Source organism: Mangrovimonas sp. CR14, assembly GCF_011764015.1.
GTDB classification, from domain to species: domain Bacteria; phylum Bacteroidota; class Bacteroidia; order Flavobacteriales; family Flavobacteriaceae; genus Mangrovimonas; species Mangrovimonas futianensis.
This window is the reverse complement of the sequence record NZ_JAAFZY010000002.1, coordinates 492,973-518,557: the sequence shown is the minus strand read 5'-3', so window position 1 is coordinate 518,557 and position 25,585 is coordinate 492,973. Positions and strand designations below refer to the sequence as shown.

The following is a 25,585-nucleotide window of genomic DNA, read 5'->3' as shown; positions in this document are numbered from 1 at the left end:
AAATTTGACAATTATTGAACCATTTGTGATAGATTTTAAAACCCTAAAGAGATGTTAAAGTCCTAGTTTTACAGAAATGAATATCACACAACTATGAAACACCTTAAACAATTTCTAATTATTCTTTTTCTGTTGTCGCCAATTATAATGGTGTCTCAACAAATAGTGAAGGGAACGGTCACAGATAAAACAAATTTTCCCTTGCCTGGAGCTTCGGTATTGGTAAAGGGAACAACCAAAGGAGAAATTACAGATTTTGACGGGAAATTTTCTATCTCACTTGATGAAACCCCAGCAACCTTGGTGGTTAGCTACCTTGGGTACATAGCTCAGGAAGTTACTATTACTTCTCAAACAGAGATCACTGTAAAATTGGAAGAAAGCAGTGAGCAATTGGATGAGGTTGTCATTATTGGTTATGGGCAAGTAGATAAAAAGGATTTAACAGGGTCGATTACCTCTGTGAAACCCGTTGAAAATGCTGTGGCTCAATCCAGAAATGTAGAAGATTTATTGCAAGGTAGGGCCGCAGGAGTTTTAGTAAGCGCCAATAGCAGTGAGCCTGGAGCTACAACTAGTGTGAAAATTAGAGGAACCAATAGCTTAACTGGAAATACAGAACCCTTATATGTCATTGATGGAATTATAATGGATTCAGCTACTGAGGATGTGATTGACCCGTTACAAGGGGGAAATAGTTCTCTTTCCGCTCAAAACGGGATAACAGGTGTTAATCCAAGGGATATAGAAAGTATTGAGGTTCTTAAAGATGCTTCTGCCACTGCCATTTATGGGTCAAGAGGGGCTAATGGAGTTATCATTATTACTACAAAAAAGGGAATTAAGGGAGAAGCTAAATTTAATTATGCTGTAACGACTAGAATAGGAAGCGTAAGTAAAAATATTGACGTATTGGAATCAGGAGATTATGTCAACTATTTCAACGAAGTCCAAGCGGTCAATGGCAACAATCCAAAATTCTATGTTTACCCAGACGGTAGTATTGCATCCTGGCAAACCAGTGATGCGTATATGCTTGAGAATTCAGCTACAATTGCAAGACTGGAGGGTGTTGATTGGGCAGATGACATCTATAAAACATCGGTTTCCACTTCTCATAGAGTTACTGCTTCAGGAGGAGGTGAAAAGGGAGATTACTATTTTGGATTAGGTTATAATAAAAATGAAGGGGTTGTACCTAATGCCTTTGCCAAGAGTATAGACTTTTCCATGAAACTTAACAATGAATTGTCAGAACGCCTGGACATGAATACCAAGATTTCTGCTTTTTATGGGGATTATTCGGCATCTAAGGGAACGGAGGACTTAGGAGGAAACAATAATAATATGGTAAGACAAATTATTACTTCAGCTCCATTTTTGAGCTTAGGTGATAATTATTATGGAACAGGAGATATCACCGAAAATTTAGATGGGCCGAGAGCATGGATTACCGACTATGATGATTTGTCCAAAGAAGTTAGGCTACTAGGATCAACAGTTTTAAATTATAAATTATCAGAAACCTTTGATTACAACCTTACCGTAGGGGCAGATTACAGAACCAAGGAAAGAAAGGTTTGGTATGGTACAGCTATTTTTAGGGGAGCCAATGTAAATGGAGAGGCAGGTATCGCTACCCTGAATCGATTCAGGTATAATATTGATAATACCCTAAGGTTTAAAAAGCGATTTAATAAAAACCATAGAATTAATGGAACTGTTGGAACTGTTATTGATCAAAGATTTTTACAGCAAATTGCAAATACAGGATATGGTTTTGCTATAAAAGATTTAAGGGCAGATGGAATTTCAAATGCTGAAGTAACTCAGCCAACAGTATTGTATAGGGAAAATGAATCTCTCCTATCCTTTCTAGGTCGATTCAACTATACCTTTAAGAATAGGTATTTATTTACCGCTACTTATAGAGCAGATGGTAGTAGCCGTTTTGCTAAAGGAAATAAGTGGGGGCACTTTCCAGCACTTGCTTTAGCGTGGAAGGTAAATCAGGAATCTTTTCTGAAAAAATCCGAAAGCATTGATGAATTAAAATTAAGAGTTGGTTGGGGTTTAACAGGAAATCAAGCTATTCCAAATTATCAGTTCTATACGTTAATGACAGGATCCAATGTTCCTCCCTATGGAGATATAGGTGGAGGATCAGTGAATGGAGTCCTGCCAGCGTTTTTGGCGAATCCAGAACTTACTTGGGAAACTTCAAGCCAATATAATGCTGGTTTTGATCTAGGTCTTTGGGATAATAGATTGACTTTGACAGGAGATGTCTTTTATAAAGAAGTAAACGATTTGTTATTGAATACCCAAATAGGGCCTTCAAATGGGTTTAATGATTATTATGTAAATCAAGGGACTTTAATTAATAAAGGTGTAGAGATTAGTTTCTCGGCAGATATTATAAGGAATCAGAATTTTACTTGGAATCTTTATGGGAATACTTCCATAATTAGAAATAAAATTGATGACTTAGGAATTCCGCCAGATGCTTGGGGAACCGAAACATACAGTGCGTATTTAGGCGGGCAAATCTCAGGCGGTAATCATTTTAAGGTTCCTGCAAATATTTTCATTGAAGGTCAAGCTCCAGGATTATTCTATGGATTTGAAACAAATGGTATTATTTCAAACGAACAAGATTTAGAAAATTCACCTTCGTTTCAGGGTGTAGCACCTCAATTAGGAGATGTAAGATTAGTAGATCAAAATGGTGATGGAAATATTACCGATGCTGATAGAACCATAATTGGTGATCCGAATCCCGATTTTAGCTTTGGGTTGGGTTCCAGATTTGAGTATAAGGGAATTTCTTTAAGCTTTTTCTTTAATGGAGTTTATGGGAATGATATTGCAAATGGAAACCTTTTAAGAGAAGCATACGCAAGTGGCCGTAACTCAGACAATATAAGGTCTGAAGCCTATTTTAATGCTTGGAGTGAAACAAACCCAACAGGTACTTATCCAAGAGTGGGATACGATCTTGAAACTACTTCAGGATTTACAGACAGAATTGTAGAAGATGGAAGCTTCCTTAGGTTGAACTATGTCACCCTAGGTTATGACCTTCCTGTAGAAGGAATTGGTTTCTTGGATAGTGCATACGTTTCAGTGTCTGGGCAAAATCTTTGGTTACTAACAGATTATAGTGGTTACGATCCCGAAGTGAATAGTTTTTCATATGACCCAACCAGAATAGGTGTTGACTGGAACTCGTTTCCTAATCAAAAATCATATTCCGTTTCATTAAATATCACATTCTAAAAAGAGAAGAATCATGAAGAAAATTGTATTTCAAATATTATTATTAGGAGTTGTGATTTTTACACAAAGTTGTGAAGATTATTTAACGGAAGAACCCATAACCGATTTTTATACCGAACAAATTTTTTCAACGGAAGATGCTGTTGAGTCTGCAGTTACGGGGATGTACATTCAATTTGCAGGATACGAGTATCACGGTGCAAACTGGCATAACATTATGATGCCGATGTCTGGCAAATTTTATTCCACACAAAATGCCAATGTTGATGCAACCAGTTTAAATTGTACGCCATCCAATATTAACTTAACCCGACTTTGGCAAGGGATGTATGCTACCATTAATACCTGTAATGTGGTTATTGATAACATGCAAGATAGTCCATTATCAAATAGGGATACCGCTTTAGGACAGGCCTATCTGCTAAGGGGAATTACTTATTTTGATTTGGTTAGACTTTTTGGAGGTGTTCCTATTAAAACTTCACCTGCCACAGCAGATAATCTCCATACGCCTAGAGCGTCTAAGGAAGAGGTATATGAAGTGGTAATTTCAGATTTAACTTTGGCAAAAGGTCTATTGCCGGACATTGGTCAATACAATGCCTCCCGTCCAGCAAAATATGTTGCAAATGCTTACTTAGCTAAGGTGTACATGCAGCTAGCTGGAGAAGACGGAGGGAACCCAGCTTACTGGCAAGATGCCTATGATGAAGCGATACAAGTCTATGGTCAATATGCCTTGGTTTCCAATTATGAGGATCTATTTGATATTGATAATGAAAATACTTCTGAAGCTATGTTTGAGCTTCAGTATACCCTTGAAGGGGGACGAAGAAGTTCAGATTTGATTCGACTTTATAACCCGAACGGTATCTTTCAAAACCTAAACACCTTTGGAAGAATTAGACCAAATAAGGAGGTGTTTGATCAACATGCCAATCAATATCCTGGAGACCCACGCTTAGAAACGACTTTTTATTATGGGTCTTATATGAGATACAATAACCAAGGGGTTTTGGTCAATCAAAATATTTACCCAACAACCGTGAATGGAAATAATGGATTCGCTGCCATTAAAAAGTTCACCGACCCAAGCTATAATGGAACCACTACAAAGCGAAATTATTTTAAGCTAAGATATGCCGATGTTCTTTTAATGTTGGCTGAAATAGAAAATGAACTGAATGGTCCTGGAAATGCTTATTCCTATGTAAACGAAGTTTTGGCAAGAGCCAGAACCATGGCTGATGGAACTCAGGCAGCTGAGCCAGCCGACTGGAGTGCCATGTCTCAAGAGGAGTTCAGACACCGCATTATGAGAGAGAGACAATATGAATTACTTGGCGAAGGTCATGTGTGGTTTGATACAAGAAGAAGGGGCTATGAATGGTTTTTGGATGAGGTTATTGAAACTCATAATAATTTCCCAAATCTTGGCAATGTGGATGTTATTTATCCAATTTCAATTAAAAACATGCTGATGCCTATCCCTTCAACAGAAACCAATTCAAATCAGGCTATTTCTGATGCTGATCAAAATCCTGGATATTAATTAATTATATAATAATGAGATTAACAAAAGTTTCGTTTTCTTTCCTCCTTGCGATAAGCCTATTTTTTGGTTGTCAAGCCCAAAAGAAAACATCTAAGTCTGATACACCAATTTATCTAAATCCATCTGCTAATGTGGATGCCAGAATACAGGATCTTATGTCTCGAATGACATTAGAGGACAAAGCTGCACAAATGAGTCAGTATGTGGGTTTAGAGCATATGCGAAAGGCCTTAGGTGATTTATCTGAAGATGATTTAGACAAAAATGATGCGCAAGGGTTTTATCCGGGTTTCAAAACAACAGACATTGCCAGATTAACAGAGGAGGGCAAAATAGGCTCATTTTTACATGTGTTAACCGCAGAAGAAGCCAATGAACTTCAAGCCTTGGCACAAAAATCTCCATTAAAAATTCCCTTGTTAATAGGAATTGATGCCATCCATGGAAATGCTTATTATCAAGGAGGTGCCACAGTATATCCTACTCCTATTACTCAGGCCGCTACGTTTAATGATGACTTGATGAGGAAGGTTAGCGCTCAAACCGCCATAGAAATGAGGGCCACTGGAACACAATGGACCTTCACGCCAAATATCGATGTGTTGAGAGACCCAAGATGGGGAAGAACAGGTGAAACCTTTGGGGAAGATCCTTTTTTAGTTGGAAATATGGGGGTAGCAGCTATTGAAGGTCTACAGGGTGAAGATTTTTCCTCAACTAACCACGTGATCGCTTGTGCAAAACACCTGATTGCTGGAAGTCAATCCATAAATGGTTTAAATGCCTCTCCAACAGATGTGTCCAAAAGAACGCTATTTGAAATCTTTTTACCTCCATATCGTAGAGCGGTTCAGGAAGCCAACGTATTTTCAATTATGGCTGCTCATAATGAAGTAAACGGTATGCCAGGTCATATGGACAAATTTATGATGACCGATTTAATGCGTAATCGTTGGGGATTCAAAGGTTTTTATGTGAGTGATTGGAATGATATTTCAAGAATCGCCAAATGGCATCATGTAGCCAAGGATTTTAAGGAGTCGGTATTGTTTTCTTTAAGTGCGGGAATGGATATGAACATGCACGGACCATTTTTTCAAGATTATGTAGTGGAGTTGGTAAATGAAGGCAAATTGAGTGTAGAACGGGTTAACGATGCCGTTTATAAAATATTGGAAGCCAAATTCAAATTAGGGCTGTTTGAAAATCCCTATGTTGATCTGAAGAAAGTAAAGACAACCATTTTTACACCAGAGCATCAAGAAGCTGCTTTACAACAAGCTAGAGAAGGTATCGTACTTCAAAAAAATGATGGGATACTTCCTTTAAGAAATTTAGATGGTAAAAGAATTTTTATAACGGGTCCCAATGCCGATAACATGACTATTTTGGGAGATTGGACTTCGCCTCAACCCGATGAAAATTATGTAACCATAAAAGAAGGAATAGATCAATTTGCAAAGAAATATAAATTCAATTCAGAATATTATGATTGTGGCCAAAGGTCTAAATGGATAACCGATGAGAACATAAATATAGCAAAATCAAAAGCAGCACAGTCAGATTTGGTTGTACTGGTTTTGGGTGAAAATTCTTATCGACATGATTGGCCAAATAAAACAACAGGTGAAAATATTGATCGGGCTACTTTGGCACTTTCGGGGAATCAACTGAATCTTGCTAAAGCAATCATTGAAACTGGAAAGCCCATTGTAGTTGTGTATGTAAGTGGTAGTCCAATTGCCGAACCATGGCTTGAGAGTAATGTTAAAGCTGTGGTGAATGCATGGGAGCCAGGAGCATTTGGAGGTCAGGCTGTGGCAGAAATATTAATGGGAGAAGTCAACCCAAGTGGAAAATTGCCTCTTACCATACCAAGATCTGTTGGACAATTGCAAATGGTTTATAATCACAAGCCAACGGCATATATTCATAAATATAATACCGAAAAGAAAGTGCCATTACATCCTTTTGGCTTTGGGCTAAGCTATACTTCATTTCAATTTTCAGAGCCTCAAGTTTCAAAAACATCTTTCAATAGTATCGATGATAAAATCCTTGTAAGTGTAAATGTTACTAATACTGGAGAAATGAAAGGGGAAGAAGTAGTTCAAATGTATATAAGGGATAATATAAGTTCTTACACGCGACCAGTAAAGGAATTAAAAGGGTATAAGCGAGTAAGTCTTGAACCTGGTGAAACCAAAACAGTTTCATTGGAAATTAAAGCTGAAAGTTTAGCTTTTTATGATGCAGACTACCATTTTGTTGTGGAACCTGGAGAATTTACCATTATGACAGGTAATTCTTCTGCAGACAAAGACTTAAAGTCTATAACCATTAATGCACCGGATAAAATAATTTTAGATTAAATTAATTATGTTGAAAATGAATTCTTCAAGATTCCTTTTAATGTCGACCCTAATAGTTTTGTTTCTGGGGTGCAAGGATAAAGGAACTAATGAAACAGCCAAAGCTGAGGATTTGGGAATGACCAAGGAAAGGCCAAATATCATTTATATCATGGCCGATGATTTGACAACCCAAGCTATCAGTGCTTATGGGGGAATCTACAGTGAAATAGCTCCAACCCCAAATATAGATAGACTAGCGAATGAAGGGATGTTGTTCCAAAACGTAATGTGTACCAATGCTATCTGTGGCCCCAGTAGGGCTGCCATTTTAACGGGAGATTATAGCAATCTTAATGGTTATTACAAAAATGAAAGTGGAGGTAAATTTGATGAAACCAAATGGACTTTTCCACAAGAATTTCAAAAAAATGGGTATCAAACCAGCCTATTCGGAAAGTGGCACTTAGGGAGTGAGCCACAGGGTTTTGATGTTTTTAAATACCATAATTCGGCTGGGCAACAAGGACATTATTGGGATCCTATTTATAATGAAAACGGAAAGGATGTCAAGGAAAAAGGGTATTCTACCAATCTAAGTACCGATTTTGCACTTGATTGGTTGCAAAAAGGACGTAAACAAGAAGAACCCTTTATGATGATACTTCAGTATAAAGCTCCACACAGACCATGGGAACCAGATACCAAGTATAAAGATCTCTGGGATGATATAGAAATGCCCTATCCATCGACTTTTAACGATGATTATAAGGGTAGGGAATTAACAGCAGGAGATACCGAAATGACTATGGATTATTTTTCTCGAAGAGATATGAAGTTGGAGGAACCTGAAGGTTTGGATAGAAAAGAAAAACTGGAATGGGCATTTTATGGAGCAAGTCCGGGTGAGGTTGTTCAACCTGAGGGAATGTCTGATGAAGATGGACGTAAATGGCGTTACCAGACCTATATCAAAGACTATCTGGCTTGCGTAAAATCGGTAGATGATAATATAGGAAGAGTGTTGAAGTATTTAGATGATAATAATTTAACAGAGAACACTGTTATTGTACTTACATCAGATCAGGGGTTTTATTTGGGAGATCATGGCTTTTTTGATAAAAGGTTCATCTATGAAGAATCCTTACGCATGCCATTTATCATGAAGTATCCTGGAATGATAAAATCAGGATCTCAAAATAAAGACATCATCACAAATATTGATTTTGCTTCGACCTTTTTGGATATTGCCAATATTCAATCGAATCATAAGACACAAGGGACTAGTTTTAAACCTTTATTAGATGGAACTACGCCTGATGATTGGCAGCAAGCCATGTATTATCATTATTACGAATTTCCTTATTGGCACCATGTTCAGCCGCATTATGGAATCAGAACCCAAAGATTTACTTTGGCACATTTCTATTACAATATTGACGTATGGGAACTTTACGATTTGGAAAAGGATCCAGAACAATTAAACAATGTTTATAATGATCCGCAATATGCTAGTGTCATTACAGATTTGAAGGGTCAATTGAATGGTCTAAAGAAAAAATATGGAAATGAGAAGTCTCTTGAGGAGCTTCGAGAGATTACCGATAAAGATTTCGGTCTTATTGTTGATAAAGAAGATGATGAAACTTCAGTGAGAGATATTTTAAATAAATAATTACTAAGCGATAATGAAACACATAAAAATATCAGTTATCATGATGGCCATGACCCTTTTTGCGTGTCATGCTCAAAAGGGGCCAAAACAAAGTGAGGCTAAAAATGATCAGGTTCAAATGGCGTCTGCCAAGAATCAAAAGAATATTCTATTTATTGCAGTCGATGATTTAAAACCGCTTCTATCCAATTATGGTCAAGAAGAAATGGTTACTCCAAATTTTGACCGGTTGGCAGATATGGGTATAACTTTCACAAATGCTCATGTACAATATGCCGTTTGTGGGCCTTCTAGAGCAAGTGTTATGACCGGGACTTATCCTGATAGGACTAAGGTTTGGGATTTGCATACCGATTTTAGAGAAGTAGCACCAGATTTAATGTCAATGCCAGAATATCTTATTTCTCAAGGCTACGAAACAACAGGTGTTGGAAAAATTTATCATAAGGGGTCCTCTTCACCTGGCCATGATGGAAAAAGTTGGAGTTTACCACATCAGTTACCAGACCCTGAGGGAGATCCAGCTTTTAATACGTATCAAGATCCTAGAACTAAGGCAGAAATGAATCGCCTTAAAAAGGAAGCTATTGATAAAGGAAAGAAAAAGTATGGTCAGATCAGTAAATATGTTTTCAATAAAATAAAACCAAGTAGTGAGGGACCTGACGTTCCAGATACCTATTATCAGGATGGCGTCTATACTAAAACGGCAATTCAGCAATTAGAAAGCTTAATGGCTTCTGGAAAACCTTGGTTTGAAGCAGTAGGCTTCCAGCGTCCACATTTACCTTTCAATGCTCCTAAGAAATATTGGGATTTGTATAAAAGAGAAGAAATTAAAATTGCAGAGTTTCAAGAATTGAGTGAAGGGACTCCTAGGTTAGCCTTCCATAATTTTGGAGAATTACGATCTTATTCAGATATACCCAATAACCAAGATGTAGGTGAACCATTGCCTGTAGAAAAGCAAAAAGAATTGATTCATGGTTACATGGCTTGTGTATCTTTTATTGATGCACAAATAGGTATGTTATTAGATTTTCTTGAAGAAAAAGGAGAGTTAGAGAATACCGTAATTGTCTTATGGGGTGATCATGGATTTCACCTGGGAGACCATACAGAATGGTGTAAACACTCCAACTTTGAACAAGCAACTAGAATTCCATTTATGTTTGCTGGTCCGGGAGTTGAAAAAGGACAAGTAGACGGAACTCCTGTGGAATTGGTAGATTTATTTCCGACAGTATTTGAATTGGCCGGTGTGAAAAAATCGGGTCAAACAGAAGGTAAATCTCTCGTAGCCTTAATGGATGGCGATCCAACAACTAATATGTCAATCGATGGGGCCTTCCATCAATATGCACGAGGTAAGCGAATGGGCTATTCCATAAGAACTGAGAGGTTTAGATATACCGAATGGCATGATAATGACTATAGAAGCTATTTGCCATATAAGGATAGCAATATTGTAGGAAGAGAATTGTATGATTATCAAAGAGATCCTTTGGAAACCAAAAATCATGTAAATGATAAGGCTTATGCTTCTGAAATTGCTGATTTAAAGGCTAAGCTCAAAAAACATTTAGAATCAAGATTATAATCAATAAGGAGTGATTTGGAAATGGTCAAAATCCATTTCCAAATCATTTATTATCCATTTCTATATGAATAACCAATTTTTAAATAAGGGTCTGTTTTTCATTCTGCTATTAATAATGGGAATGACTACACTGGCACAAAAGAATCCAAATATCCTTATAATTCATACAGATGATCTAGGTTATCATGATTTGGGTATGACGGGATCGGTTTTATATAACACTCCAAATATTGACCAATTGGGAAATGAAAGTGTCAATTTCACAAACGCTTATAGTAGTTATCCACGATGTACCCCGTCTAGATATGGGATGATGACTGGAACCTATCCCGTTAATGAAAATAAAGGATATTTAGGAGGTATTCCAGAAGAGAAGAACTTTATAAAACAATTTGTAAAAGCTGGTTACAATACCTCTTATGTTGGTAAGTGGCATTTAGGAGAAGGAAAAAGTAGCCCAGAAAATTTTGGATTCAATCATACCTATGCTGCTGGAAGATCGGGTGGCTTGGGTTCTAGATTTTACCCGTTTAACACGCAAAAAAATGGAAAGCCAGCTAAAGAACCTGTTGAAGATTTAGAACAAGATGGTAAGGAAGGTGATTATGCTTCAGATATGTTGACAGATGCCACCATAAACTTTATCAAAAACAACCCAAAAGACCGGCCCTTTATGGCAGTTTTGGCATACTATGCAGTTCATACTCCTATAGAAGCGAAGGCAGAAGACGAAGCCAGAAACAAAGAGCAGCTTAAATCAATTGATTTTGGTGACACTCCAGAATATATCAAGGAAGGGGAAGGAAGACGGAAAATGCGGCAAGACGATCCAGCTTATGCAGGAATGGTTGAAAATGTTGATGAAAATGTGGGGCGCTTATTGAAACTTCTAAAAGATTTAAAAATTGAAGACAATACTATTATTGTGTTTTCATCAGATCACGGAGGCCTATCCAATGATGGCAATAAAGGTCAAAGACATCTAGCAACTACAAATAATCCGTTACGTGCAGGAAAAGGCCATCTATATGAAGGAGGAATTAGAGTGCCACTTTTGGTGAAATGGAAAAATGAATTGAAGCCGCATACCGATAATAAATCCATTGTTTTAGGTATGGATGTGTTTCCAACCTTAATGGATTTGGCTTTGAATAAAAAAATAAATGGAATTGACGGTGAAAGTTATGCTTCGGTTTTACAAGAAAAAACTTCTTGGAACGATAGAACTGTTTATTGGATTTCAAAAAAAGCCAGACCACATAGTACTGGAGATAGTAAAGCAATTGTTGTTCGGTCTGGTGATTATAAGTTAATTCAATTTCTAGAAACTAAAGAATTGGAGCTCTATAATCTAAAAACTGATATTTCTGAATCGGAGAACCTAGTTAAAAGGGAACCTGCCAAAACACAACAAATGCTTCAATTATTAAAAGATTGGAAAAAAGAAATGTTGGTTCCAGAAAGATTGGATGTCGGGAAAAAGAAGAAAGGATAATTGTTGTGAAAAAGTTGTTTAAAATAGGGTTTCTTGTTGGTTTATTTCTTTCAAACCATGTTATAGGTCAAGCTCAAAATAATAAGCAAAAATCAAGTTTATTGGTTGGTGCGACCTTAAATTATAGCGAACTTAATACAATAAAAGAAGAGCTTTTTTTAAAGGATTTTACTTATTTAACACCTGCCAATTCAGCTAAACAGACCAGAATTCATCCAAAACCAGGAGTTTGGAATTGGCAAGAAATTGAAGACTTTATAACTTTTGCCAAGAAACACCATTTAGTTATAAGATTGCATGGTCCTATTAGTCCGCAAGCTTCTAAATGGGTAAAAGAGGATCATCGTACTCCTGCTGAGTTGAGTCTGATTTTAGAAGAATTTGCTACAGCTTTTGCAAAAAGATTTGATAAGGAACCTACAGTCAAATACATGGACGTGGTTAATGAAACTATCCTTGCCGATGGTAGTTGGTTCGGGCCAAAACCAGGTACCGATAGTTGGGAAAATCCATGGTTAAGAATAGGTCTAGATGAAAATGGCTTTCCACTTTATATTTTAAAAGCTTTTGAGATTGCTACGAACTATGCTCCAAATATTAAGCTGGTATATAACCAAAATGTGGGGATGGAGATTCCCATGTGGAACCACGTTAAAGAAACGGTTTTATATCTCAGATCAAAGGGGTATCGTGTGGATGGAATTGGGTGGCAGGCTCATATTAACTTGGGAGCCAAAAGAAAGGATTTTGTGGATAATTTGGATGAGACCATGAAAAAACTGGAAAATCTTATCGACTGGGCCCATCAAAATGACCTTGCTTTTCATGTTACCGAATTAGACTATCTAGTAAAAGATAAATCAAAGCTTAAAGAAGAGCGTGACATTCAAAAGAAAATTTATGAAAGGATAGTCCAAGTGCTCATTGATAAAAGCAAACAAGGGGAGGTGACTTTGAATTTGTGGGATGTAGCTACACGTGTGAAGAAAGGTACGGGAGAATTCCAATCTGTCTATGATGAGGATTTTAAACCAACTCCTGCTTATTATAGTGTTCAGCAAGCCATTAATGCAGGTCGAAAATAATTTAATGTCTAATTCTAGCTATGATAAAACCATTTTTTTCACTTTGTCTTATAGTTGCTGTCGGTTTTTCCAATAGAATAGAGGCTCAGGTGGTAACAAGTCTGGATACAGAAGTTAGAGATGTAAGTGAGCTTCATATAGGGTTTAATAGAAGATCTGATAATGGAACCTGGTGGACAGATAATTCCTTTATAGACCTCGTTGAGGACATGGATCCCGATGTAGTTAGATATCCCGCTGGTACACAAGCCAATTATTGGGATTGGAGTACAGGTCAATTTATTCCCAATACCGATAAGGTATGGGGGAACAAAGAAATTGTCACCATTTCAACATTTTTAAATGCACTTCCAACAAGGACTAAAGCCATCTATGTACTTAATATGGCAAGACCCACACCTGTAACGGGTGTCGATGTAAATGCCAGTGAGCAGATGCTAAAAAGTGACACGACTTTAGCTTTGAAAATTGAAGATATGCTTAATGCTTTAAGTGAATTTGAAGCCAATGGGAAATTGCCTTTTGCTGTGGAGTTGGGAAACGAATATTACTTTGGAAATATTGAAAGTGGCATTTATCAAATAGTTCAGGAAAATGGACAGTTTTATTCTGGTTGGGATTTTGAAACAAATACGCCCTTTGAATCGGCAACCAAAGCAGATGCAACAGAAATTTCAGCTTTATTTTATCTGGAACATTGTAAGGCCATTGTAACTGCCATCAAGACAGAATATCCAGAGATGAAAATAGCCTTGACAACTACCAAAGGTGGAACTCCTGCGAGGGATAGATGGAATAATACAATTTTCAATAACCTTGAAAATAATATTGAATTTACAACCCTGGCTGCAGAAATTGATGCAGTAACCCAACATCATTATTTAAATGCTAATTATGGGGTTCAAGATGAGATTATCAATGTGGCAAGTGCCAAAGTAACCATTGCAGAAGGTATACAATACCCCATTGATAAACAATCAGATTATAATCTAGTGCCAGATAATTATAAGATTTGGTATACAGAATACGGAGAGGTTAAAGAAATAGCTGAAGAAACATGGGCTTCGGCAGTTCGTTATGTAGCATTGATTTACAGTTGGTTGAATTTGGGTGAAAAAGTAGAGCAGCTATATTGGCATTATATTTCAGATAATAATGTGGTTAACGCTGCCTCACCCATGAAGTTGGCTCCAGTAGGAATGGCCCAAAAACTAATTGCTGATGCCACGGTGGACATGGACGAGATGCAAAAAATTAATTTTGAAACCAATCCTATATCCGTAAATGGTATTGAATCATTGTTTGGCTTAAAATTTAAAAATGCTGAAAAAGAAACCCTTCTAATTATCAATATCAATAATATCGATTTTGATGAAGTTGATTTAGACAATCTCCTAACCTACTCTGGGGTGCGTAATTTAACCCAATATCAATCCTTACAACCTTACATTTCGGGTGTGGCAGATGGGGATTCAAATATTTTGACTAGTACTTCTACGGTAGGAGCTTCATTTATGGCAGGTCAGTTTTCTATTTCTTTAATTGAAGTTCAAAATACTTTAGGAGTAAAAGAGTCCTTGATATCCGAGTTGTCTGTTTATCCAAATCCAGTAAACGACCAGTTGAATTTGAAATGCCCAAACCCAATTAAGTCCTTGCATATTTACGACATGACCGGGGCAAAAATTTATTCCAATGATCATTTTTTTGAAGACACGGTAAATGTATCCCAACTATTAAAGGGCATGTATGTTTTAAAAGTTGAAACTGAAAATGGAGTACAATTTTTAAAAATTATAAAGAAATAGGAAATAGGAGGTATGAACGGTTATAGGTTTTTAATTTTTATAGGGATTATCGGTTTGGTGTTGAATTCATGCAATTCTACTACAACTGTCGCAGAGGAGGAAACACAAGTTCTGGACAAAAAACCGAACATACTCATTATCCATGTGGATGATTTGGGGTTTCATGATTTAAGCTGCAATGGAAGCCAAATATACCAAACTCCCAATATAGATAAATTGGCATCAGAGTCAGTTGTATTGAATAACGCTTATGCCAATTACCCGCGTTGTGTCCCATCTAGATATGCCATGATGACTGGAGATTACCCTATTCAAAATGGGGATGTTCCAGATGATGGATTTAAAATGGACCATGTTCCAGAAAATAAAAATTTTGTAAAGAACATTAAAAAAGCAGGATATCAAACAGCTTATTTTGGGAAATGGCATTTGGGAGATGAGATGAGCTTAAAAGAATTTGGTTATGAATTCAGTTTTGCCGCTGGTCATGCCGGTTCTCCCATCAGTTTTTTATATCCGTTCAACCAACAAAAGTGGGGCAATGGTAAATCAAAGAAAACGCCAATTCCAGATGTAGATGAAGTAAGTAAAGATGGAGACTATTTGATGGATGTTATGACAGAAAATGTCATGTCATACATTAAAACTAGAGACAAAAACAAACCTTTTATGGCCATGTTCTCTTTTTATGCAGTCCATCAACCGCTAGAAGCAAAGGAAAAAGATATTGAAAGGAATCAGGAAGAAATCCGAAATTTTGATTTTGGAAATCAACCAGAATATATCAAAGAAGGAACAGGGCGCACCAAAATGCGTCAAGATCATCCTAAGTATGCGGCCATGGTAGAAACCATGGATGAAAATGTGGGTAAGTTATTGCAACTGCTTAAAGATTTGCAAATTGAAGACAACACCATCGTTGTTTTTTCCTCAGATCATGGAGGACTTTCCAATGACGGAACCAAAGAAAGAGATTTGGCTACTACAAATTTTCCGCTCCGGGCTGGAAAAGGTTGGTTATATGAAGGCGGAATTAAAGTGCCTCTTTTTGTAAAGTGGAAGGGCCAATTTAACCCTAAGACAGATGAAGAATCTCTTGTGGTGCTCATGGATGTTTTTCCAACCTTGTTGGATATTACAACTAAAAAATCACTAGAGACTGAAGGAAAGAGTTTTCTGCCCATTCTTCATAATAAAGAAAAGTGGAGTAATAGAACGGTCTTTTGGCACTCTTCAAAAGCAAGACCTGTAAATACTGGAGATACCAAATCTTCTGCCATTAGAAAAGGGGATTATAAGTTGATTAATTGGTATGTAGAAGGTAGAACTGAGCTTTATAATATTTCAAAAGACCCTTCAGAATCTCATAATCTTTCAGGAGAAATGCCTGAACTAGCAAATAGTTTATTAACTGAATTAAATAATTGGAAAGCCAAGTTTTAATAACCATTTGTTATGAGAGCATTTTTACTAATTTGGATAAATATTTTGTGTTACACAATTCAAGGGCAGTCTTCCATGCCCGAGATACAACCAGAAACTATTCAATACAAATTGGTAGATACAGTTAAACTCTATTTACATATTTATAAACCTCAAAATTTCAATAAAAATAAAGCATACAACAGCATTGTATTTTTTCATGGGGGAGGTTGGAATACGGGAAACTATAAAGCCTTTAAAAGACAGTCTAGTTATTTAGCATCAAGAGGCATGATAGCCATTTCGGTAGATTATAGAATTAAAAAAATACATGGTACAACACCGTTTGATGCCGTTGAAGACGCCAAATCTGCCATTAGATATGTTAGAAAACATGCCGAAAAGTTATGTATAAACCCTAATAAGATAGCTGCTGGTGGTGGATCGGCAGGCGGTCATTTGGCAGCAGCATGTGGTAACATAGAAGGCTTGGAAGGACCTAAAGAGGATTTAAGTATTAGTTCAAAACCTAATGCTTTAGTTCTATTTAATCCTGTATACGATAACAGTAAAAAGGGATTTGGGTATAACAGAATGAATGGCAGGTATTTAGAAATATCTCCTTTGCACAATATTACCAAAGGAGCTCCTCCAACCATAATCTTTTTTGGATCTAAAGACAAGACTACACCATTGGAATCATCTAAACTATATGAAAAGAAGATGAAAGCCATCGGTAGTAGGTGTGATTTATTTTTATACGAAGGTGCAACACATTCATTCTTCAACAAAGGAAATTATTTTATAGATACCTTGAGGAAAACAGATCTTTTTTTAAAATCGTTGGGATATCTTGATGGTGAGCCAACCATTTAATTGGATTAAGAAAATAAAACCTAAAAAATTTATGATGAAAAATCTAACACTAGTCTTAATCATTCTTTGTGGAGGATTCTCATTTGCTCAAAAGAAAATGTCCTACAAGGCAAAATGGCAATTTGAACCAAAAGATACATCCATGAAAGTGAACTTGGATCAACAAAAAGAGTTACTTGCCTCCGAAGAGGATATGAAGTGGTTTAAAGATGCCAAATTAGGAATCTTCGTGCATTGGGGTCCAGCTCTTTTGGCAACTGACGTTTTGAGTTGGGGGCGATTTGGAGAAAGGCCAGGTGCAGGAAAACCGGCTTTAAAAGGTGTAAAACCGGAGGTGTATGATACCTTATACAAACAATTCAACCCAGTAAATTTTGATGCCGATAAATGGATGCAGCAAGTAAAGGAATTTGGTGCCAGCTATTTGGTATTTACAGCCAAACATCATGACGGTTTCTGTTTTTTTGACGCTAAGAATACGGACTTCGATATTATGAATACACCATATGGTAGGGATATCTGTAAACAATTAGCTGATGCAGCTCATAAGGCAGGTATTAAATTGTTTTGGTATTACTCACAACCTGATTGGCATCAGCCCGATTGTTTAAGAGAGAGTCACTATGAAAATTACCTTCCTTATATGAAAGAACATATCAATACGTTATTCACTGATTATGGTCGAATTGACGGTGTGTTTTGGGATCATTTGGCAACTAAGTACTGGCAATGGGACTCTTATCATGTTCTAAAACAAATGAAAAAAGACCAACCGGGACTGTTGTCTAATTCTCGCGTTGGTTTTGGGTGGCCTGATGATAACTTACGAGGGGATTATGATAATCCGGAACAAAGCCTAGGTCCTGTCAATCATCCCAGATATTGGGAGGCGAACTTAACCATGACAGATAAATGGCTTTATCATAAAAACGGTCCTATAAAACCTGCTGAAACCATCATTGGAATGCTAATTCAAGTTATAGGTAATGGCGGTAATTTACTTCTTAATTTTGGCCCGAATGGAAAAGGTGAATTTGTTAAAGAAGAAGCAGAGGAAGGTTATAGAGTAGGAGCCTTTTTAAAAAAATATGGTCATACCCTTTACAACACACGAAGAGGATTTTTAATGGGAGGCGACTGGGGAGCCTCGACACAAAAGGACAATATATTATACCTTCATTTTATAGAAAAAGTATCTGATGACAATCAGGCTATTTTTGAGTTGCCCAAGTTACCTACTGAAATAGTTGCTGCTGTAGGAATCACTGATGGTTTTGAAGGCTATGAAATTAAAGACAATAGGCTTATTCTTAAATTTGATAAAAACAAGTATAACAATCATCTAGATAATATTGTAGCGCTTGAGTTAAAAGAAAATCCTAAACACTTTGAGAGAATTGAAACCTGGAAAGCAAAACCAGTTAGCAAATTGGAGTTTGAGGTATCTTCATCTTCCTATATCAAAGAAAAAAACACTCCTGAAGTTATTTATAAAACCAAAGGCAACGTGTTTAGTGAAGGGATTCACCTGAAATCATGGTGGGAACCTGAAAAAAATGATAAAACTCCTTGGTTACAATTAGATTTTAAAACCCCTAAAAATATAAAGACCATATTGTTAAGTGAAAACATGCGTTCGCATTCACTAAGAAAATTCAGCATTGAGACTAAAGACATTTATGGTTATTGGAAAAAAGTAGTTACGGGACAAACTATTGGCGAGGGGTTACGTGTCAAGATGAATGGAGCTCCTATCACAGCGATTCGATTTAATGTTCTAGAAAGTGTTTATACAACTCAAATAACCGCATTCAATGTTTATGAATAAATTTTTAATTCTCCTTTCTTGCCTAATACTTTACATTGGGCAAGCTCAGAACAAGACTGTAAATAAGCCTAACATCTTATTTATTTTAGCAGATGACCTAGGTATTAACGCCTTAAACTGTTATGGTAACCATCTTGTGGAATCTCCAAATATTGATAAGTTGTTTTCCGAAGGGATGCATTTTACTAATGGTTATTCTAACGATCCAACTTGCGCGCCCTCCAGAGCTTCAATTATGTCTGGCCAGTACGTTCCGAGACATCAAGTGTATCGGGTTGCAGACCGGTTTAAAAAAGATGAAAAAACACTAAATGGAATGAAATATCTCCCTCCAGACAACTACCACTTAGAAGGTTCTGGGGTGGGTCTAACCTTAAATAAGATCACAATAGCTGAAGCTTTAAAAGCTAATGGCTACATGACATCCGCTTATGGGAAATGGCATTTGGGTCATAACGAACTTCAAATTCAAAATCAAGGTTTTGATGAAGGTTTTGAAATCACTGGACATTATAACTTTAAAACCTATCCTAAACAAAACAACATAGACGCGTCTTTATATTCAGCCGATTATATAACTGAAAAAACTATTGATTTTATAAAAAAAGCCAAAGCTTCTAAAAATCCTTTCTTTGCATATGTTCCCTACTATTTGGTTCACAAACCTCTAGAACCTAAAAAAAAATACCTTGACCATTTTAAAAATAAACTCCAAGGAAATGATTCGGTAGGCCCTGACGAAATTAAAGTTTTAGCCATGATAAAGAGCTTAGATGATAGTGTAGGTCAGTTATTATCTAAACTAAATGAATTAGGATTGGAAGATGATACAATTGTTATATTTACTAGTGACAATGGTCATTACAAAACCGAAAGCAATATCTTTAATCAGCCATATAAAGGTGTGAAAGGAGAAACTTTTGAAGGAGGTATACGTGTTCCGTATATTTTCAAATGGCCAAACCACATTGCTTTTAATACTTTAAGCAAAGAGCCAATAATCCATATAGACCTTTACCCAACTATTCTAGGTTTAACTAACTCTCAAAAACCAGAAAACTATCAATTGGATGGTGAAGATTTATCCCCTATCCTATTAGGATCTCAAAACAAGACAAAAAGGAAGGCCTTAATTTGGGAATATACCAATTATGCTGGGTATAATCCTAAAACTCGTGAATTCAGGAGTCAATGGGTGAATGTAATTCAAATGGATGGGTATAAGTTAACAGAAGTGGTTGAGAATCATTCTTATTATATGTATCATTTAACAACGGACCCATATGAAACTAAGGATATCTATCAGGATTTTCCTGAAGTGTCCAAAAAACTAAAGATACAATTAGAACAATGGAAAAACGAAACGAGCTATCAAGATCCAAGACCAAATCCAAATTATAAATTAAGTCCAAAAAAGGATTGAGAGATTTAAACGTCAATTAGGAGAAAAAATTTATTGAACATGAAAAATTTTAAAAGAGGAAAGCAATTTCTTATCCTGTTTTTTTTGATGACCGGATTTGTAAAAGCTCAGACTATAATAAATGGTCACAATATCATTGATGCATCAAAAATGAGGTTTCTAACCAGTGACAAGGATAGCGGGAAGATAACGATGAACCAAGTGGATGATGAGCAAATTTTTACGGTTACAACCAGTGATCAACCTCAATTTATCTATCAACTAGCCAATAAAATACCAACGAAGCATACCAATTTAAGTAAGGACCAGGTATTCTTGCTTTCATTTCAGGCCAAAACAGTTTTTTCTTCACTTGAAACGGGGGAGGCAAAAATGCTTTGGCTCTTTAGGCAATCAGAATCTTATCAAGATAATCTCACGAGTACTCTGAGTATCTCTTCAGATTGGCAGGAATATTTTATTCCATTTCAGGCGACAAGGGATATATCAAAAGATGATTTTAGATTGGTTCTTCAATATGGGTTCAAACCTCAAGAATTTTTAATTAAGGATATTAAATTTCAAGTTTATCCAAGAGGAACAGAGGTAACCTCTTTACCCAAAACTAAAATTTCTTATGTCGGTATGGAAGCCGATGCCGAATGGCGCCAAAAAGCCAATGAGCGCATTGAGATGCTGAGAAAGGGCAAGTTCACGGTTCAATTACTTAAGGATGGTCAACCGGCTGCCCACCAAAATATCAGTATTAAATTGGTAAAACATGCATTTCCATTTGGTGCAGCCATGGATGCACAAGACATAGTTGAAGGGAACCTTAAATATGAAAACTTCAAAAAGGCGTTTCATTACACGGTCTTGGCAAACGATTTAAAAATCAAAGCTTGGAATCGAGAGAATAAAAGAAAAGCAACCTTAGAAGCTTTGGATGTTTTGGAGAAAGATGATATTGATGTCAAGGGACATGTTTTAATTTGGCCCGGGTTTCAATATTTGACTCCCGAGGTTAGACAAAACAGGGACAATCCCGAAAAGGTTACTGAGATTATGGAAACCCACGTCAATAATCTGCTTGAAGTTACCAAAGGCCGTATTTTTAAGTGGGATGTAGTAAATGAGGCTTATACCAATAAAGACTTACAGAAAATCACAGGTTCTGAACAAATTCTGTATGATGGTTTTAAAGCAGCTAAAAAGCATCAGCCTCTAGCTTTAAGGTACACCAACGAATATGGGATCATAAGCAAAGGGGGAATTGATACCAAAAAGCAACAATGGTATTACGATTTTATCAAACGGATTGATGCCAACACTGGCGGATTGGTTCAAGGTATCGGAATTCAATGTCATATAGGAAGTGATTTAACGCCTCCAGAAAGGGTTTTGGAACTATTGAATTATTACGCATCTCTTGGGAAACAAATCGGAGTGTCTGAATTCACCATGGATGTTCAGGATCCCGAAATCAGAGAGCAGTACACAAGAGATTTTATGATTGCAGCTTTTAGCCACCCTTATGTGAGTGAGTTTCTATTTTGGGGTTGTACAGATGATGACAGAGATAAAGTAGATATCTATACAGAAGATGGGCAAATAGGAGTTATGGGGAAGGCTTTTTTCTCCTTGGTTCATGAGGAATGGAAAACCAATGTTTATGGTGAAACCAATGAAAATGGGGAAGCATCTGGGAGGGGGTTTTTTGGAACCTATGAATATTCTTTTGTAAAAGATGGAAAAGTAATCAAAGGAACTTTTGATTTATTGCCACGTAAAAATTCAACATTCAAAATCAATATATAGTGAGACTAGGAAGTATTTTTTTGATGGTCCTTCTTTTGTTTACTTGTGAAAATCTTGATACAAAAAAGGGTCAAAATTCGGTACAAGAAGGCAAGCAAAGACCAAATATTGTTTGGATAACCTGTGAGGATATCAGTCCTACCTTGTCATTTTATGGAGATTCAACGGCACAAACACCAAACTTAGACCGATTGGCAAAAGAAAGTTTGATTTTTGACAACGCCTTTGCTCCAGTAGGGGTGTGTGCTCCAAGCAGATCGAGTATTATTACGGGTATGTACCCAACCAGTATTGGGACCATGCATATGAGAACTGGAATGGATGTTCAAGGTTGGGGAAAGCGTGAATATAAATCTGCTGAAGCATATCAAACGAATGATCTTGAAGGTCATCCTATAAGACAATATGCTGCCGTGATTCCGCCAGATGTTAAATGTTTTACAGAATATATGAGAGAATTGGGGTATTTCTGTACAAACAATCCAAAAACGGATTATCAATTTGCGGCACCAGTTACGGCTTGGGATGAAAATGGACCCAAAGCCCATTTTAAAAACAGATCCAAAAATCAACCATTCTTTGCTGTTTTTAATATCAATGAAACCCATGAAAGTCAATTATGGAAACATGAAGATAGGCCTTTAACGGTAAATGCAGATGGTGTTCCTGTTCCACCTTATTTACCAGATAACAAGGCTACAAGGGAAACAGTGGCAAGAAATTACAGCAATATAGAGATTATGGACGCTAAGGTTGGTAAGATTATTGAGGAATTGAAAGATGCCAACCTTTATGACAATACCATTATTTTCTTCTACAGTGATCATGGTGGACCGCTACCGCGTCAAAAACGTGAAATTTACGATTCAGGATTAAAGGTTCCTTTTATGGTAAAGAATCTTAATGGTGCGGTAGGTAGAACTGACCAACTGATTTCGTTTGTGGATTTGGCGCCTACCATGTTAAGCCTTATTGGCGAAAAACCAAAGCCTTATATGGAGGGACATGCTTTTATGGGTGATTACAAGGCAAAAGAAAGAGATTTTGTATTCGGCAGTTCTGACCGATTTGATGAATTTTCAGACCGTATTAGGGCGATAAGGAATAAACGGTTTCTTTACTTAAGAAATGATTTTCCAGAGCTAACGAAATACAAAGATGTTGGGTACAGAAAACAAATCCCAATGATGCCAGTTTTTCTAGGGCTTCAAGAACAAGGTAAGCTAGATTCCATCGAACAAATGTGGTTTGAAACCAAAAAAATTGAGGAATTATATGATGTGGAAAAGGACCCTCATAACCTCAATAATTTGGCATTGGATTCTACCTACACAGAAGATCTAATCAAAATGAGACATGCTTTGGAGGAATTTCAAAAGGATAGACCAGATTTAGGCACCATGCCAGAGAGTGAATTGATTGCAGCCATGTGGCCCCAATTTGAACAGCCTATAACCAAGCCCGTTAAATTGAATTATGAAAATGGAGAAGTTTCCTTAGACTGTGATACACAAGGAGCATCCGTAGCCTACTATATTTCAGAAAATCCTGATGAGAAATTAGATTTTGATAGTGGCTGGAAGTTGTATTCTAAACCAATTGATGTAAAACAAGGATTTTACATTTATACAATGTCACAAAGAATCGGCTACAAAGAAAGTGATATCAAAAGGTATAAATTATAGATAGGAGTCTTTCTTGTTTAATATTGATTTTAGAAAAGGAAGGCTTGAAGACATTCATCATTTTAATCATAGTAGAAAACTATTAACATGCGTAGAAAGATAATTGGACTGGCATCGTTGTCGTTGGTTTTGATTTTCATGAGTTTTAAAGGGGACTTATTTCAACCAGCAAATTTGAAACCTAATGTGCTTTTGTTGTATATGGACGACTTGCGTCCAGAATGGGCTGCCTATGGACAACCCATGGTAATTGCACCAAACATGGATAATTTAGCTGTCAATGGTATAAAGTTCAATAACGCTTATTGTAATGTACCAGTCTGTGGTGCCTCAAGAGCCAGTATGTTAACAGGATTATTGCCAACCAAGAATCGGTTTCTGAATTATAATACATTTGTGGAAGAAGAAACACCTGATGCGGTTACTTTGCCTCAATTGTTTCGGATGAATGGTTATACTACTATTTCCAATGGAAAAATTTATCATCATCTCGATGATAGGGAAGAGGACTGGGATGAAATATGGCGGCCATATGCTTTTGATGAGAACGACTTGGGATTATCTCCAACTGATTATTGGCAATCGCTTTGGAAAGATTATCAATTGCCTGAAAACATTGAGGAATACCGATTGACAAATACAGGACCAGCTTTTGAAAGTGCAGCGGTCCATGATTCCATTTATATAGATGGTTTGATGACGGAAAAGGTTATACGAGATCTGAAGAAATTAAAGAATTCGAAGACTCCATTTTTTTTGACAGCTGGCTTTATTAGTCCGCATTTACCATTTAATGCTCCTAAAAAATATTGGGATTTATATCCAAGGGATAGTGTTAAGCAACCTTACAATAATTTTGTACCCAAGAATGCACCGAGCATATCCATAAGCAAATGGCCTGAAATGAGAGCTTATTCTGGGATTCCAAAAGAAGGTCAAGTGAGCGATTCGTTGGCAGTTGATCTTATACATGGTTATTATGCAACGGTAAGTTATGTTGATACCTTGATTGGGAAAATTTTAAAGGAATTACGAGAACAAAATCTTGATGACAACACCTTGGTTGTTTTGGTTTCAGATCACGGTTATAATTTGCAAGAGCATACCCAATGGGCCAAATTTACCAACTACCGCACATCTACCAAAGTTCCATTGATTATTTACAATCCATTTTCAAAAAATAATGGAACATCATCCAATGCACTTGTAGAGCTTGTAGATATTTATCCGACCTTGGCAGAATTGTGTGAACTTCAAATGCCAAAAGATAAGTTAGATGGTAAGAGTCTGGTCCCTATTCTAGAGAATCCAAACTTACCAGGGAAGGATTATATTTTGATTAAAAAAGGCAATGGCTTTACATTGCAAACTCCAAATTATAGCTATACAGAATACATTAATCTCCAAGATGGGTCTTTAGTAGATAGTATGCTTTACGACCTTAATTTGGATCCAGATGAAAATGAAAATGTGGTGGGTAAACTTGCCTATCAGGATATCGTAAAGCAACTTCATTCCGTTTTGCATGCCAATTATAAAATGAATATCGAGGGGTATTAGTTTTTTAATAGGAACCCTAATTTATTGCTCTTTATTCAAATTTACACTGTAAAAATTACAGTTATCACAATTTTCGAACCCTATCTGACAATTATTAAACCTTGATTTTTATAAATTTTAGGAATTTTATCATGCAAAATTAACAC

Annotated in this window: 15 protein-coding genes; all 15 read left to right on the top strand. The window is 36.6% G+C overall.

Annotated elements, in window-relative coordinates:
* Nucleotides 1-93 precede the first annotated feature (93 nt).
* The 15 genes from GZ212_RS05490 to GZ212_RS05420 all read left to right on the top strand — a co-directional run bounded on the left by GZ212_RS05490 (nt 94) and on the right by GZ212_RS05420 (nt 25,439).
* A complete protein-coding gene (locus tag GZ212_RS05490; protein ID WP_166957975.1) occupies nt 94-3,279 on the top strand; it encodes a TonB-dependent receptor in 3,186 nt (1,061 codons plus the stop codon).
* Nucleotides 3,280-3,292: 13 nt separating this feature from the next.
* A complete protein-coding gene (locus tag GZ212_RS05485) occupies nt 3,293-4,831 on the top strand; it encodes a RagB/SusD family nutrient uptake outer membrane protein (protein ID WP_166957973.1) in 1,539 nt (512 codons plus the stop codon).
* Between the two features lie 14 nt (nt 4,832-4,845).
* A complete protein-coding gene (locus GZ212_RS05480) occupies nt 4,846-7,206 on the top strand; it encodes a glycoside hydrolase family 3 N-terminal domain-containing protein (RefSeq protein WP_166957971.1) in 2,361 nt (786 codons plus the stop codon).
* A gap of 40 nt (nt 7,207-7,246) precedes the next feature.
* Nucleotides 7,247-8,860, top strand: coding sequence for a sulfatase (locus GZ212_RS05475; RefSeq protein ID WP_166957969.1), 1,614 nt, complete (start codon nt 7,247-7,249; stop codon nt 8,858-8,860).
* Nucleotides 8,861-8,873: 13 nt separating this feature from the next.
* Nucleotides 8,874-10,460: a sulfatase gene (locus tag GZ212_RS05470; RefSeq protein WP_166957967.1), complete on the top strand. Its 1,587-nt coding sequence runs from the start codon at nt 8,874-8,876 to the stop codon at nt 10,458-10,460.
* A gap of 64 nt (nt 10,461-10,524) precedes the next feature.
* A complete protein-coding gene (locus tag GZ212_RS05465) occupies nt 10,525-11,955 on the top strand; it encodes a sulfatase (protein ID WP_166957965.1) in 1,431 nt (476 codons plus the stop codon).
* Complete coding sequence (locus tag GZ212_RS05460; protein ID WP_166957963.1) at nt 11,895-13,040, top strand: endo-1,4-beta-xylanase; 1,146 nt, start codon at nt 11,895-11,897, stop codon at nt 13,038-13,040. The genes GZ212_RS05465 and GZ212_RS05460 overlap by 61 nt, the downstream gene beginning before the upstream one ends.
* Nucleotides 13,041-13,060: 20 nt before the next feature.
* Nucleotides 13,061-14,848: a T9SS type A sorting domain-containing protein gene (locus tag GZ212_RS05455; RefSeq protein WP_166957961.1), complete on the top strand. Its 1,788-nt coding sequence runs from the start codon at nt 13,061-13,063 to the stop codon at nt 14,846-14,848.
* Between the two features lie 12 nt (nt 14,849-14,860).
* Nucleotides 14,861-16,291 (top strand): sulfatase, encoded by a 1,431-nt coding sequence (locus GZ212_RS05450; protein WP_166957959.1) that lies wholly within the window; start codon nt 14,861-14,863, stop codon nt 16,289-16,291.
* A 75-nt stretch (nt 16,292-16,366) separates the two neighbouring features.
* Complete coding sequence (locus GZ212_RS05445) at nt 16,367-17,146, top strand: alpha/beta hydrolase (protein WP_166957956.1); 780 nt, start codon at nt 16,367-16,369, stop codon at nt 17,144-17,146.
* A 31-nt stretch (nt 17,147-17,177) separates the two neighbouring features.
* Nucleotides 17,178-18,974 carry an alpha-L-fucosidase gene (locus tag GZ212_RS05440; protein WP_166957954.1) on the top strand — a complete coding sequence of 599 codons (1,797 nt, stop codon included), beginning with the start codon at nt 17,178-17,180 and terminating at the stop codon, nt 18,972-18,974.
* Nucleotides 18,967-20,397 (top strand): sulfatase, encoded by a 1,431-nt coding sequence (locus GZ212_RS05435; protein ID WP_166957952.1) that lies wholly within the window; start codon nt 18,967-18,969, stop codon nt 20,395-20,397. Before GZ212_RS05440 ends, GZ212_RS05435 begins: the two co-directional genes overlap by 8 nt.
* Before the next feature lie 39 nt (nt 20,398-20,436).
* Nucleotides 20,437-22,194: an endo-1,4-beta-xylanase gene (locus GZ212_RS05430; RefSeq protein WP_166957950.1), complete on the top strand. Its 1,758-nt coding sequence runs from the start codon at nt 20,437-20,439 to the stop codon at nt 22,192-22,194.
* Nucleotides 22,194-23,879, top strand: a complete 1,686-nt coding sequence (locus tag GZ212_RS05425) for a sulfatase (RefSeq protein WP_166957948.1) — start codon at nt 22,194-22,196, stop codon at nt 23,877-23,879. Before GZ212_RS05430 ends, GZ212_RS05425 begins: the two co-directional genes overlap by 1 nt.
* 87 nt (nt 23,880-23,966) lie before the next feature.
* A complete protein-coding gene (locus tag GZ212_RS05420; protein ID WP_166957946.1) occupies nt 23,967-25,439 on the top strand; it encodes a sulfatase in 1,473 nt (490 codons plus the stop codon).
* Nucleotides 25,440-25,585: the final 146 nt, after the last annotated feature.